The sequence below is a fragment of the Cupriavidus metallidurans CH34 genome, from assembly GCF_000196015.1.
GTDB lineage: Bacteria > Pseudomonadota > Gammaproteobacteria > Burkholderiales > Burkholderiaceae > Cupriavidus > Cupriavidus metallidurans.
Genome location: NC_007971.2, coordinates 178,466 through 191,362, shown reverse-complemented (window position 1 = coordinate 191,362; position 12,897 = coordinate 178,466). Strand labels below are relative to the sequence as shown.

At 60.2% G+C, this 12,897-nt stretch carries 14 protein-coding genes; 8 read left to right on the top strand and 6 right to left on the bottom strand.

Annotated elements, in window-relative coordinates; translation table 11 throughout:
* Positions 1–163 precede the first annotated feature (163 nt).
* The 5 genes from RMET_RS30615 (at position 164) to RMET_RS30595 (ending at position 5,429) form a co-directional block, all read left to right on the top strand.
* Entirely contained in the window at positions 164–2,008 is a 1,845-nt protein-coding gene (locus RMET_RS30615) for a copper resistance system multicopper oxidase (protein WP_011229403.1), read from the top strand.
* A gap of 532 nt (positions 2,009–2,540) precedes the next feature.
* Entirely contained in the window at positions 2,541–3,527 is a 987-nt protein-coding gene (locus RMET_RS33865; protein WP_457912106.1) for a copper resistance protein B, read from the top strand.
* 43 nt (positions 3,528–3,570) lie between these two features.
* On the top strand, positions 3,571–3,957 hold the full coding sequence (gene copC / locus RMET_RS30605; RefSeq protein WP_008652096.1) for a copper homeostasis periplasmic binding protein CopC: 387 nt from the start codon (positions 3,571–3,573) through the stop codon (positions 3,955–3,957).
* A 6-nt stretch (positions 3,958–3,963) separates the two neighbouring features.
* Complete coding sequence (copD, locus tag RMET_RS30600) at positions 3,964–4,881, top strand: copper homeostasis membrane protein CopD (RefSeq protein ID WP_008652092.1); 918 nt, start codon at positions 3,964–3,966, stop codon at positions 4,879–4,881.
* A 71-nt stretch (positions 4,882–4,952) separates the two neighbouring features.
* Positions 4,953–5,429, top strand: a complete 477-nt coding sequence (locus RMET_RS30595) for a cupredoxin domain-containing protein (protein WP_011229401.1) — start codon at positions 4,953–4,955, stop codon at positions 5,427–5,429.
* Positions 5,430–5,523: 94 nt separating this feature from the next.
* Here RMET_RS30595 and RMET_RS30590 read toward each other — a convergent pair whose 3' ends face one another.
* The 4 genes from RMET_RS30590 to RMET_RS34430 are packed head-to-tail and all read right to left on the bottom strand — an operon-like array spanning position 5,524 to position 9,232.
* Complete coding sequence (locus tag RMET_RS30590) at positions 5,524–6,048, bottom strand: c-type cytochrome (protein ID WP_011229400.1); 525 nt, start codon at positions 6,046–6,048, stop codon at positions 5,524–5,526.
* Between the two features lie 43 nt (positions 6,049–6,091).
* Positions 6,092–6,505, bottom strand: coding sequence for a DUF411 domain-containing protein (locus tag RMET_RS30585; RefSeq protein WP_011229399.1), 414 nt, complete (start codon positions 6,503–6,505; stop codon positions 6,092–6,094).
* Between the two features lie 44 nt (positions 6,506–6,549).
* On the bottom strand, positions 6,550–8,967 hold the full coding sequence (locus tag RMET_RS30580) for a heavy metal translocating P-type ATPase (protein WP_011229398.1): 2,418 nt from the start codon (positions 8,965–8,967) through the stop codon (positions 6,550–6,552).
* Entirely contained in the window at positions 8,960–9,232 is a 273-nt protein-coding gene (locus tag RMET_RS34430) for a DUF2933 domain-containing protein (protein WP_008652085.1), read from the bottom strand. The genes RMET_RS30580 and RMET_RS34430 overlap by 8 nt, the downstream gene beginning before the upstream one ends.
* A gap of 161 nt (positions 9,233–9,393) precedes the next feature.
* Between RMET_RS34430 and RMET_RS30570 the strand changes: the two genes are divergently transcribed.
* A complete protein-coding gene (locus RMET_RS30570; protein WP_008652084.1) occupies positions 9,394–10,659 on the top strand; it encodes a hypothetical protein in 1,266 nt (421 codons plus the stop codon).
* Positions 10,660–10,768: 109 nt separating this feature from the next.
* Here the strand turns inward: RMET_RS30570 and RMET_RS30565 are convergent, their stop codons facing one another.
* Together RMET_RS30565 and RMET_RS30560 are read right to left on the bottom strand one after the other, a co-directional pair.
* Complete coding sequence (locus RMET_RS30565) at positions 10,769–11,005, bottom strand: hypothetical protein (RefSeq protein ID WP_008652083.1); 237 nt, start codon at positions 11,003–11,005, stop codon at positions 10,769–10,771.
* Between the two features lie 122 nt (positions 11,006–11,127).
* Positions 11,128–11,589, bottom strand: coding sequence for a CzcE family metal-binding protein (locus RMET_RS30560; protein ID WP_011229397.1), 462 nt, complete (start codon positions 11,587–11,589; stop codon positions 11,128–11,130).
* Between the two features lie 391 nt (positions 11,590–11,980).
* On the opposite strand from RMET_RS30560, the gene RMET_RS30550 reads away from it, so the two are divergent.
* Both RMET_RS30550 and RMET_RS30545 read left to right on the top strand, forming a co-directional pair.
* Complete coding sequence (locus RMET_RS30550; RefSeq protein ID WP_223277382.1) at positions 11,981–12,397, top strand: copper resistance protein CopE; 417 nt, start codon at positions 11,981–11,983, stop codon at positions 12,395–12,397.
* A gap of 199 nt (positions 12,398–12,596) precedes the next feature.
* Complete coding sequence (locus RMET_RS30545) at positions 12,597–12,806, top strand: hypothetical protein (protein ID WP_008642736.1); 210 nt, start codon at positions 12,597–12,599, stop codon at positions 12,804–12,806.
* Positions 12,807–12,897 lie beyond the last annotated feature (91 nt).

Sequence of the window (12,897 nt, the reverse complement as noted above, 5' to 3'; positions counted from 1 at the left end):
ATACAAATTTTTATCTTCGGCGTAGTCTACCCAGTACGCACCGAGGTGACCCCAACCTGTCCGGAATGTAATGTTCAGGTAAGTCGTCGGTAGCCAGCATCTCGCTACTCTTTGACCTGCCGCAAAAACCGAAGCGGCCATTCAAGCGAAAAGGACTATTTTCATGCGACGTGATCGACTGTCTGGCATCTTGCTGCCCAACCTGCCACGCCGCCGTTTCGTACAAGGTTTGGCCGCCGGCGGGGTAATGGCGGGGCTGAGTGCTTTGGGCGGAACTGCGTGGGCACAATCATCGGGACTCCCCGAAAGCGCTTCATCCGGCACCGCCCCGGTATTGACGGGGACGGAGTTTGACCTTGTCATCGCCGAATCGGTTGTCAACTTTACCGGTACGCCGCGGGTGGCGACAACTATCAATGGGATGCTTCCCGGTCCGACGTTGCGCTGGCGGCAAGGCGACACCGTGACGATCCGCGTCACGAACCGCTTGCACGAGCACACGTCAATCCACTGGCACGGCATCATCCTGCCGTTCCAGATGGACGGCGTACCGGGAATCAGCTTTGCCGGTATCGCCCCCGGCGAGACATTTACCTACCAGTTCAAGGTCGAACAAACCGGCAGCTACTGGTATCACTCGCATTCCGGCTTCCAGGAAATGACCGGTGTGTATGGCGGCATCGTGATTGATCCGGCCACCGGCGTGGACGGTGTGCGAGCCGACAGGGACTACACCATTCTGCTCTCGGACTGGACCGACGAGGACCCCATGCGAGTCCTGTCGAAACTGAAGGTTCAGAGCGACTACTACAACTACATCAAGCCCACCGTCTTCGATTTTTTCCGCGACGTTTCAAACGACGGTGTGAAGAGCGCTTTCGAGAAGCGCAAGATGTGGAACGAGATGCGGATGAATCCGACCGACCTGGCGGATCTTTCCGGTGCCACACTGACCTATCTGACCAATGGCGTTACCCCCGCTGGCAATTGGACTGGCTTGTTCAAGCCCGGTGAGAAGGTACGCCTGCGGTTCATCAATGGGTCCGGGAATACGTTCTATGACGTACGTATTCCCGGCCTGAAGCTCAAGGTCATTCAAGTCGACGGCCAGAACCTGGAACCCGTAAGCGTTGACGAGTTCCGCTTTGGTCCCGGCGAGACCTACGACGTGCTGGTGGAACCGCGAGACGACGCCTATACGATCTTCTCCCAATCCATGGATCGCACTGGCTACGCCCGCGGCACACTCGCGGTGCGCGCAGGACTCAACGCCCAGGTGCCGGCCGTGGACAAGCCCGAGTGGCTCACCATGAGCGACATGATGGGTGGCATGGGTGGCATGGGTGGCATGGACCACAGCAAGATGGACATGGGCGGCATGAACCAAGGCAGCATGGCTGGCATGAACCATGGGGCCATGACCATGGACCATAGCCAGCACGCGATGGGCGGCATGGCCATGGATGCTTCGCTCAAGGTCCCCAGCACGAAGGCTCGGCACGCCAAGACCGAATATGGCGCGAACACGGACATGCGCGTGGACATGGCCAGAACGAATCTCGACGACCCTGGCATCGGTCTGCGTAACAACGGCCGCCGCGTTCTGACGCTGGCCGATCAACATACCATTGGCGGCCCCCTCGACAAGCGCGGTCCTGCTCGGGAAGTTGAACTGCACCTCACCGGCAACATGGAACGCTACTCCTGGTCAATCGATGGTGTTGAGTACGGCAAATCCACACCGGTCCGTTTCAAGTACGGTGAACGACTGCGCGTGATTCTGCACAACGACACGATGATGACTCACCCGATGCACCTGCACGGCATGTGGAGTGAGCTCGAGTCGCCTGACGGTTCGTTCCAGGCCCGGCGACATACCATTCCGGTCCAACCTGCGCAGCGGATCAGCTTCCTGGTAACCGCCGACGCATTGGGCCGCTGGGCATGGCACTGCCACCTTATGTTGCACATGGATGCCGGGATGTTCCGCGAAGTACTTGTGGCCTGATCCGACTCTCTTCAACCGACTACCAGATCCCATGTACAAGTACACACGAATTGCAGTCGCCGCCCTGCTCACTGCAGGAATGAGCGCCGCGTGGGCACAGCACTCGCATTCGCCCAACAGTTCAAACAACGATGGTGCGCCGGCAAACGAAGCAACGCCGGATTCACGCCCCCAGAAGGCGACAGCCCCAACCGCGAAGAAGCAGGGCTCAACGCCGAGCGCAGGACAAGGCTCAATGCAGGGCATGGACCACAGCAAGATGCAGGGCATGGACCAGGGCTCGATGCAGGGCATGGACCACAGCAAGATGCAAGGCATGGACCAGGGCTCAATGCAGGGCATGGACCACAGCAAGATGCAAGGCATGGACCAGGGCTCGATGCAGGGCATGGACCACAGCAAGATGCAGGGCATGGACCAGGGCTCGATGCAGGGCATGGACCAGGGCTCGATGCAGGGCATGGACCACAGCAAGATGCAAGGCATGGACCAGGGCTCAATGCAGGGCATGGACCACAGCAAGATGCAAGGCATGGACCAGGGCTCGATGCAGGGCATGGACCACAGCAAGATGCAGGGCATGGACCAGGGCTCGATGCAGGGCATGGACCACAGCAAGATGCAAGGCATGGACCAGGGCTCAATGCAGGGCATGGACCACAGCAAGATGCAAGGCATGGACCAGGGCTCAATGCAGGGCATGGACCACAGCAAAATGCAAGGCATGGACCAGGGCTCAATGCAGGGCATGGATCATGGCGCCATGCAGATGCAGGGTGGAAGCGCTCCGCCGGACGCCAGAGATCCAGATGCTTATTCCGACGGCGCAAAGCTCGGCGTCGGCCAATACGCGATTGGCCCCAGCCGGTCGCTGCATATGGCGGACGAACATATCTTCGCGTCCGTTCTCGTTGATCGCCTTGAATGGACCAAAGGCAACGAAAGCAATGCGGCATCCTACGAAGCGCAGGCGTGGATTGGGAATGCGTTCAACAAGTTCGTGATCAAGGCAGAAGGCGAGGTGGAAAAGGGCAAGGTTCCCGAAGCCCGCACCGAACTGTTGTGGGGACACGCCATTGCCACGTATTGGGACACCCAACTGGGTGTCCGGAACGACGCCGGCTATGGGCGCCCTGCACGCAACTGGCTTGCGTTCGGTGTGCAAGGGTTGGCGCCTTACTGGTTCGAAGTCGAGGCAACCGGCTATGTCGGCACCGAGGGACGAACCGCGCTGCGCCTTTCCGGTGAGTATGATTTGCTGCTGACCCAGAGGCTGATCTTGCAGCCCAGGTTGGAAGCCAGCCTGTACGGCAAGAACGACCCCGAAATCGGTATCGGCAGTGGCCTTTCCAGCGGCGCTGTCGGAGTGCGATTGCGCTATGAATTTAGCCGGCAGTTTGCGCCGTACATCGGTATCGAACGCTCGCAAAGCTTTGGCAATACCGCAAACATGGTCCGAGCCTCCGGCGGTCGCAGCGGCGAGACGCGCTTCGTCGCGGGTATTCGCATGTGGTTCTGATCGTCTTTATCCTTTCTCACCCCACCAGCAATTGGAGTTTTTCATGCAAGCATCACGCCTCACTATTCGTGCGACCCTCGCGGCTGCCGCATTGCTCGTCAGCTCCGTGGCCTTTGCGCACCCGAAGCTGCTCACATCGACACCCGCTGACAAGGCGGAAGTCGCCGCTCCCCAAAAGATCGAACTGAAGTTCTCGGAGAATCTTTCGACGCAGTTCTCAGGCGCAAATCTGCTGATGACCGGCATGCCGGGCATGGCTGACCACTCGCCGATGAAGATCGCAGCAAAGGTCGCCGGCGGCGACGATCCCAAGACCATGGTGGTCACGCCTACGCAGCCGCTCAGCCCCGGCAACTATCGTGTGGAATGGCGCGCTGTGTCGTCCGACACCCATCCGATCAACGGCAATATCACCTTCACCGTCAAGTAAGCTGCAATGGACTGGGCAACTGTCGCAGTGCGTTTCGCACTCTATCTAGATCTCGCAGCGCTGTTTGGCCTTCCGCTGTTCGCCTTGTATGCATTGCGCCAGGAGGAGCGGCGGTCACCGATCGGTGCCTCCTTTGCAACTCTTTGCAAGGTGGCCGCAACGCTCGGTATCGTCCTGTCGTTCGTGAACATCGCCGTCATGGCGAAGGGCATGACGGGCGCCGCTTCGTACACGGAACTTCAAGGCCACGTTTTCGAGATGATTGTGACCGGGACCGCGTTCGGTACGGCCTGGATTGTTCGTGTGGTTGCCCTGTTCCTGTGTCTGCTCGCCGCGCTCTTCCTGCGTAATCGGCCGCTGTCCCAGTTCAGCGCCATAACAGGCGGTGCCGCGTTCGCGCTGGCAACCTTGGCGTGGGGAGGGCACGGCGCGATGGACGACGGCGTGAAGGGCTATATCCACCTTGCATCAGACATCGCACACCTGATCGCAGCCGGCGCATGGTTCGGTGCCCTGATTGCCTTCGTTGTGTTGTCCCGCACGGCCGCAACCCCCAACAAGGTGGCGCTACTGAGCCGGACGTCCAATGGATTCGCCCAGGTCGGCACGATGGTGGTTGCCACCCTGGTGGTCACCGGCGTCGTCAACTACTGGATGATTATTGGGTTGCAACTGCCGGAACTGAGCCTGGCGTCGTACGGTGGCCTGCTGCTATTCAAGCTAGCACTCTTCGGCATCATGCTGCTGCTCGCAGCGGCCAACCGTTTCCATCTCAGCCCGCAGCTTGAACATGCGGTTCGCACCGGGGATCACGTGGTCGCCGTACGCACGCTGCAACGCAGCCTGACGATCGAGACCGGCGCCGCGACGCTGATCCTGATTCTGGTTGCATCGCTCGGCATTCTTTCCCCCATGCAAATGTAAGACCCGTCCAATTCAGAGGCTGAGTCGATCCGACTCGGCCCATCCCTAACATCCCACCACCGAGGTTCGCCATGAAGACACTCGCGCTTTCTCTCATCGCTGTGGCCTTTGTACCGTCGCTGGCGACAGCCGCCCCGAGCAATGACAGCTCGGCCACGCGCAAACCGGCTGCATCGGTCGCAGGACAACCTGGCGTTAGTGCCAAGGCCACGCGTACGGTGGACGTCACGATGAACGACACCATGCGATTCTCGCCCGACGCGATCCCGGTGAAAGCGGGTGACACCATCCGGTTTCAGGTACGCAATGCCGGGATGATCGAGCACGAGATGGTGATCGGCACGACGGCCGAACTGAAAGAGCATGCAAAAATGATGCGGGAGATGGCCGGCGAAAAGCACGCTGCCCCGAACAAGCTCACGCTCGCACCGGGCGCACAGGGAACTCTCGTCTGGCGGTTTGAAAAGCCTGGAACGGTCGATTTCGCCTGCCTGGTGCCCGGCCACTTCGAAGCCGGTATGGTCGGCAAGGTCGTTGTGAGAAAATAGCGCGGCACGCGACTAACCACTCCCGCCAAACTGACCGATGGCCTCCAACCTGTGATGACGACAGGCATGGAGGCCGTTCTTGTTTCTCGACAGGCTAGCGACCGATGTACTCGTTGGTCGCCTCGCGCTGGGCGGCCTGCATCTTCTCTGGCCAGGTGCTTTTGATGTAGGCCAGTACTGCAACGATGTCCTCGTCTGACATCGACGACTTGAAGGCCGGCATGTCGCTGACATAATTGCTCGGCGCAGAGACGCCTGGTACCAATCCATTCTTCGTGAGCGAGAACAGTATCGCGTCCGCATGGTGCCAGGTATGGCCTGACGCGTCGTGTGGTGGGGCCGGCAGCCGCCCACTTGGCAGCCTATCGCGCCAGTTCGGCTGCCCTTCCAGTTTGGCACCGTGGCACGCCGCACATGCCTGCGCATATAGCTGCCTGCCTCGCTCCACCCGCTGTAAATCCGATGTGTCGATGCGCAATTCACGCCCACTCCGTGCCCGATCGGGGATTTGCGGTGTCTCCAGATAGCGTTTGGCCTGCAGCGCGATGACCGTCGCGGCGACGGTACCTAACCCCAGGAGGCCGATGATCCTCCAGCGCGGCTTGTTGGATTCTTCCATGCAGCATTGTCTGGCGGCATTGGTGCCGCCAGCTCTGATTTCTTTAATCTTGGGAGAAGGGCTTGCCCTGGAAATCCACCGTGACCAGGCCGCCGTTCAGCTTGCCCATGCCCGGTGCGTTGGTCGGCATGCCAGGCACTGCGACGCCCTTGACTGCGCGATTGGCCACCAGTTTCTGGATAGCGGAGGCCGGCACATGCCCCTCAATGACCTGGCCGCTAGTTTCCAGCACGGCGGTGTGGCAGGAACTGAATGAGGCCGGCACCCCAAGCCGCGTCTTTACCGAGGTCACATCCGTCGAGTTGATCACCTTGGGGGGGAAGCCGGCTTGATTGATGTGCTTCACCCACTCTTCGCAACAACCGCAGTTAGGATCCTTATAGACCGTCATGGCAGGCGCCGCGGCATACGACGCGGCACTTCCTGCCAGGATGGCAGCGGCAAACAGGTATTTCATTAAAATATTCCTTGTACAGAACTTGCAACAACGATCGGCTCGCGTCAGACAGCCGTCCGCCTGAGCCTCAGCGCGTTGGAAATCACCGATGCGGAACTCAGGCTCATCGCGAGCGCCGCAATCATGGGGGACAGCAGCAACCCGGTAAACGGGTACAGGACGCCAGCGGCCAAGGGCACGCCAAGCGCGTTATAGACAAAGGCAAATGCCAGGTTTTGCTTCATGTTACGGATCGTCGCTTCCGAGAGGTTTCGGGCCCGGGCGATGCCGCGCAAATCGCCCTTGACCAGGGTAACCTGGGCGCTGTTCATTGCAACATCGGTCCCGGTGCCCATGGCGATACCCACATCGGCCTTGGCCAGTGCAGGTGCGTCATTGATCCCGTCACCCGCCATGGCCACCACGTCGCCAGCGTCCTGCAGTTGCGTCACCAACGCAAGCTTGTCGGCGGGCTTCACTTCCCCACGGAACTCGTCAATGTTCAGATTGGTGGCCACCGCTTTCGCTGTGGCGAGGCCATCACCGGTGGCCATGATCACGCGGATACCCTCGTCCCGCAGACTCTGCAACGCTTCTGGTGTCGAGTGCTTGATAGGGTCCGACACGGCAAGTAGCCCAGCCAGCGTGCCGTCAACGGACAGATACATGACGCTCGCTCCCTGTGCGCGCAGGTCCTCGGCTTGCGCACGCAACGGCTCAACCTGGACACGCTCCTCCTCCATGAGCGCCGTGTTGCCAATGGCCAGCCTTTCCCCCCCCACTTTGCCTCGAACGCCAATCCCTGTGCTTGATTCAAAATTTTCTGCCTTCTCCAGGGTCAACCCTGCATCCCGTGCGGCGGAAACCAGCGCGGCGGCTAGCGGATGCTCGCTCCCTTGGTCAAGACTTGCGGCGAGCCACAGCACCTCTTCGTCGCCATAGCCGTTGATCCCCACAGATCGCGCAAAGGCGGGTCGGCCCTCGGTCAATGTACCGGTCTTGTCCACAATCAGTGCGGTAACCTTGCGAAGGTTTTCGATCGCCGCCGCATCCCGAAATAGCACGCCGTTCGCAGCACCCTTACCGCTTGCGACCATGATGGACATCGGCGTGGCCAATCCAAGCGCGCATGGGCACGCGATAATCAGCACGGCGACCGCGTTGATCAGGCCAAATACCCAACTCGGCTCGGGGCCGAAGAGTCCCCACGCGAGAAACGTGGCCGCCGCCACACCAATGACTGCGAGCACGAATACCCCAGCAACGCGATCCGCCATGCGCTGCATCGGCGCCTTCGACCGCTGTGCCTGGGCAACCATCTGGACGATCTGGGACAACATGGTCTGCGCACCGACCTTCTCCGACCGAATGATCAGGCTGCCCGAAGTGTTGATCGTCGCGCCAATGACGTGGTCACCCGCGCGCTTTGAAACCGGCATCGGCTCGCCCGTAATCATCGATTCGTCGATGGAGCTGCTACCTTCCGTGACGACGCCGTCCACGGGTACTTTTTCGCCGGGCCGGACCCGCAACAGGTCTCCCACGTGAACGTGGGTCAGGGCCACATCCTCCTCTTGTCCGTCGGTGCCAATGCGGCGGGCAGTTTTTGGTGCCAGGCCGAGCAGAGATTTGATTGCGGCGGAGGTCTGCGAGCGCGCCTTGAGCTCAAGAAGCTGCCCGAGCAGGGTGAGCGAGATGATGACCGCGGCGGCCTCAAAATACACGCCAATACGCCCATGCGCGGCGAACGCGGGCGGGAAAACGCCCGGCGCAATCGTCGCCACCACGCTATAGATATAGGCAGCACCAGTTCCCAGCCCAATCAGGGTCCACATGTTCGGACTGCGATTGACGAACGATTGCAGGCAGCGTTCGAAAAATGGCCAGCCCGCCCACAGGACGACCGGCGTCGCCAGAACAAACTCCATCCAGCTTTGCATGTCGGGTGACATCAAGCCCAGCCGAGACCCGAACATCGCGAGTACAAAGACGACTGCGGTCAGCGGCAGCGTCCACCAGAAGCGGCGTCGAAAATCCGTCAGCTCTGGATTTTCGCCGTCCTCGATATCCGGCAACAGCGGCTCCAGCGCCATCCCGCACTTCGGGCAGTTCCCGGGACGATCCCGACGAATCTCCGGGTGCATTGGGCACGTGTAGATGGTCCCTTCCGGCGCGGCAACCGGTTCCGTGGTATCAGAGGTCTTCACCCCCACATACTTCGCCGGCTCCTGCAGAAACTTCTGATGGCAGGAGTTGCTGCAAAAGTAATACTGCTTGCCATCGTGTTCGGCTCGGAATTTTGACTCCGTCGATACGGCCATTCCACACACCGGATCTTTCAAGTCGGCCTCGGACGCGCGATTGCCATCGCATTGCGAGCTATGCCCGGCATGCGAATGGTCATGATGCGCGTCATGATCGCCTGGCGACGCTCCGCCGTGCGCAGAGTGCTCGTGTGGCGGGAGCGGGCTACGGTCATTCATTGTGCGACTCCTGTATTCCGACGCGCTGTTCGTTTGCCTCGTTACCTCTCGCCGAGGATGAATTCCGGTGACGCCCGGCGTGATGGAAATGCATCAACGGGCACAGCAACACTAGCCCAAAAGGCAACATCGATGCAAGCCGCTTCCAGTCCGAGGCAGCGAAAGCGAGCGCGACGATCGACACGGCCCCAAGAGCAAGCCCCGCAATCGCACGCCGGTTGAACCCGGTCTTCGACCCAGCATCCTGTACTACGTGGGAATCCATGACGTCACCTTTCAGACAATTAGCCAAGCCACGACCCGACAACGCTAACTCGATACACCATAATCCTTCCCGCCATGGGAAGGTCAAGTTCGCTTGCGATCGTTTTGGCGCACAGTATTCCGGGTCCGCGGTGATACACTGCCCGGCAAAAAAGTGACGCCATGACAGACACCACCCGAACCCTCATCGAACGCTGGAAATCCGATCCAAGCGGCACCTATCAAACCTGGTTCCTCTGGCCTAAACGCCTCAAGAATTTCAGATCCATCCGGCGCGGGATCGGCGCCGTCGTCGAGGAAATTCACGCAGGCACCTTTGGCAATGCGTACCGAGGATCGTCGCTGGAGACCGTTGTCGCTTCGGTTGCCGAACAGCGGCAGATCTTCAAGGGTGCCGATCACGCGTTTCTCTGGAAGCCGAAACTGCGCATTCCCGATATTTACGAGAACGCCGACAACCAGCGTGCGTTCGCAAGGTTGCTTCACACGTGCAATTGTTGCGATACCGAAGCAGAGATGCTCACCGCGATCCAGCGACTGAGCGGCGTGGGGATCAAAGGCCTCGGCCCCGCCGTCGCCAACCTGCTCTATTTTATCCACCCCACCCTGCTTCCACCGTTCAATACAGCGATCGTGAACGGCTACAACGCCCTGACCGGTGCGGCAGTCAAGCTGGGCAAGTGGGATCACTACCTTGCGATGCGCGATCGCATCCTGGCGCTCAATCATCGCTATCGTGATGTCCTTTCCAATGATCTTGGCGCGCTGGCCGGCCTGTTATTTGACGTCGGCACAGGGCGTTATCCCGCTCCGCCATGCAACGATCTGCCCGGCGAGGTCAGCGCGTGGGAAGACGATCTGGCCAAGGTCAGGGAACAGGCGTCCGCACTCGCCAAGCAGATCCAGGCAGACAAACTTGAAGATGCCACGCATACCGAAGTCCAAGGCTGGCTAAGAGATCTCGGGAAGTCGCTCGGCTACGCGGTTTGGATCGCGACCAACGACCGGGGGCGCGAATACAATGGCGAGCCCCTTAGTCTTGGGTGTTTGTCCGCCTTACCGGCGACGCTGCTCGTCTCGGGCGGTGAGACGGTCCCGCTGATCGACGCGGTCTGGCTGGATCCCGCAACCCTTGAGGTGGCCGCCGCGTTCGAGGTCGAGCATTCGACATCGATCTACTCCGGCATCGTGCGGCTGCTGGATCTTGCCCTGGGCACCAGTCAATCCGCCACCAAACATCTATTCCTCGTGGCGCCAGATAACCGCGAAGCGGAAGTCCGTGCGCAACTCAGCCGGCCGGCATTCAGCCGTGTCGCGGAACTCAACATGCGATACGTCCCATACTCCAGCCTTCGCGAGCATCGGGAGAACATCGCACGCTTTGGCATGGGCATCAAGCCGATCGAGGCGATCGCCAAATCCTTGTAGTTCGCGCTTCACGGCCGGCGGGGCTCCAGAATGCACAACGCCCATGGACGACACCGAGCCTTATTCGGTGCGCCATGGGCGCGTGCCGTCTCAGCCAGGACCTTGACGATCAAGCGCCGTCAGAGAACGTATCGCGGGTTCCGATGGAATGTCCGCCGTCGGTGAACGGGTCACGCGTGCCCATCGAATGCGCACCATCCGTGAACGGATCGCGCCCCCCCATCGAGTGGCCGCCATCAGTATAGGGATCGCGCGGGGAAGTTACCCCGGCGTTCGCGACTCCTGCCGTTCCACCAAGCGTGGCGACTGCCAGCACCAGCAGGACACTCTTCTTCAGCGTTTTCATCGCAATCTCCAAGAGGTTGGGTTCAGCGAACCGTTGATATACAGCTTACGTGACGGTTGCCGACCCCAGCCTGACCGGAACATGACAAAACAGACAGGTGCGCTGTTGGCACTGTCGCCGGGTCAACCGCCGATGTAGAGTTCGCTCTGCTCGATGTACACCCAGACGCCCTGGCCACCAGGCAATTCCGGGAAGAGCACGTTGAGGGCAACGGCCTTGTTACGGTCCAACTGCGCAAAAGCGAAAGTGATCTCGCTCGCCCCACTCTTGAACGTTACGGTCTCGCCCGAATCGACATTCACATACTTCAGGCCCGGCGCAACGTCGACGACGCGCGAGGTGCTTCCCGCCGGCGCCTCGCTGCCGAACAGGGAAGCCTCCGGACCGGGCTTGATAGCGGACAACGAAGAGAGACCGGCTCTGGCGCCATGATCATGCTGTGCAGCCACTTGAATCTGGGCCTGCTGTGACCACCCGGCTGGGTTGGTGGATTCGAGTTTGTCAGCGCTCCATGCAACGGAGGTTGCGAGAAGTGCGGCGACGCCGAGCATGAACGACGCGATCGAGGGCTTTTGAGATGTCATGATGTTCTCCTTATAAGTTTCGGGCCTAACCCTTGCCAACGATGTTAGCCATCCAGCCCATACGAACACCTTACCCACCCGTTACAACTCGGAAAGCTCCGCGAATAGCGCAACCGAGATTGTCAGCGTTGCGTTAGCCTTCCAGACGCTTACGCCAAAGCCTCGCGTCACGATGCATCGTGACCTGTTCCGACGGGCTAGTGGCACCGATGCGATGCCCATCTCAGACCGAAGGACGAGAACCTTTTTTTGCTGCTTCAACATGCTTATGGCTTGCCCCACCCCAATTTCCCTGTCACCGCCTTACGCTCTTATCGAGTGGCTGCGGTCCCTGCCATCGGCCGTTAGCCGTGAACTGCTCCAGGACGCCGTCTCGCCGATGGCTTCATACATGCCAGGCCTCCTCGGAAGTGCGGGAGAACCTGACGTCGACGCGCTGTCGAGCTGGCTACGTAGCAGCAACGACGAACTGCCTGTCGTCACCTGGTCCAAGGTCGTCGCCCTGCGAGCCCATTTGCAGTGTTTGCTGGCGGAGCGCGGCAAAGACGCGTGGTGGGCGCACAGACGCGAAGGCCTGCAGCGAGCTCTGGATGAATTGACGATCGGCAGCAAAGACGGGCATCCTGCCCGATTGCCGGCGGAGCTCCAGTTCTACCTCGCGTCGCTAGCCGCCGAGAGAAGAATCTGGGCGGATGCCATTCGCCAGTGGTACGGCCTGTGTGCGACACAGTTGTCCGACTCCGCGCTCGCGAAATGGGTAATCGCTGAAGATCGCCGCCGATTTGCAGCTCCTCGCAACGAGACCTAGTTCACCCCAAAGCTTTCTGCAGTTGTAATGGGAGGGTCATCTGTAGGTTCGGTTGGCCGGACTAGACTGACATTGTCGAATTGCTAGGGCGTATCGCGCCCCCGACCGTCGTGCCCATTGCGTTCCGGCACACGCGCAGACGATCCTTGTCCAAAGGGGGACCGGATCATATTGAATAGAACTCAACAGGAGGCAACTCATGAAACGCACCACTGCGGCCCTGTTCGCTCTCATGGTCTCGATCATCGGTATCGGCAGCGCCATTGCAGAAACCGCGCGCAATGCTGAGCGTGGACAGATTCATCGACCGAGGGATCCGTACACGGACGGCGCCAAAGCCGCGGACTTCGATGTGTACGGCGGTGGTGCAACGATTGAGCATCGCGTGGGAGAAGACATCGCGAAATAGCCCATCCAGGAATGCAGCGAAGATGCCAGCCTCGCGGCGTCTGACTTGTACGAACACAGGACACGATATCGGCCCACTCCTCCACTGGCCC

Excerpts from the sequence above, each read along its gene's own strand:
- RMET_RS30615 (WP_011229403.1), top strand. The coding sequence starts at position 164 with ATGCGACGTGATCGACTGTCTGGCATCTTGCTGCCCAACCTGCCACGC.
- RMET_RS33865 (WP_457912106.1), top strand. The coding sequence starts at position 2,541 with ATGGACCAGGGCTCGATGCAGGGCATGGACCACAGCAAGATGCAGGGC.
- copC (WP_008652096.1), top strand. The coding sequence starts at position 3,571 with ATGCAAGCATCACGCCTCACTATTCGTGCGACCCTCGCGGCTGCCGCA.
- copD (WP_008652092.1), top strand. The coding sequence starts at position 3,964 with ATGGACTGGGCAACTGTCGCAGTGCGTTTCGCACTCTATCTAGATCTC.
- RMET_RS30595 (WP_011229401.1), top strand. The coding sequence starts at position 4,953 with ATGAAGACACTCGCGCTTTCTCTCATCGCTGTGGCCTTTGTACCGTCG.
- RMET_RS30590 (WP_011229400.1), bottom strand. The coding sequence starts at position 6,048 with ATGGAAGAATCCAACAAGCCGCGCTGGAGGATCATCGGCCTCCTGGGG.
- RMET_RS30585 (WP_011229399.1), bottom strand. The coding sequence starts at position 6,505 with ATGAAATACCTGTTTGCCGCTGCCATCCTGGCAGGAAGTGCCGCGTCG.
- RMET_RS30580 (WP_011229398.1), bottom strand. The coding sequence starts at position 8,967 with ATGAATGACCGTAGCCCGCTCCCGCCACACGAGCACTCTGCGCACGGC.
- RMET_RS34430 (WP_008652085.1), bottom strand. The coding sequence starts at position 9,232 with ATGGATTCCCACGTAGTACAGGATGCTGGGTCGAAGACCGGGTTCAAC.
- RMET_RS30570 (WP_008652084.1), top strand. The coding sequence starts at position 9,394 with ATGACAGACACCACCCGAACCCTCATCGAACGCTGGAAATCCGATCCA.
- RMET_RS30565 (WP_008652083.1), bottom strand. The coding sequence starts at position 11,005 with ATGAAAACGCTGAAGAAGAGTGTCCTGCTGGTGCTGGCAGTCGCCACG.
- RMET_RS30560 (WP_011229397.1), bottom strand. The coding sequence starts at position 11,589 with ATGACATCTCAAAAGCCCTCGATCGCGTCGTTCATGCTCGGCGTCGCC.
- RMET_RS30550 (WP_223277382.1), top strand. The coding sequence starts at position 11,981 with ATGCCAGGCCTCCTCGGAAGTGCGGGAGAACCTGACGTCGACGCGCTG.
- RMET_RS30545 (WP_008642736.1), top strand. The coding sequence starts at position 12,597 with ATGAAACGCACCACTGCGGCCCTGTTCGCTCTCATGGTCTCGATCATC.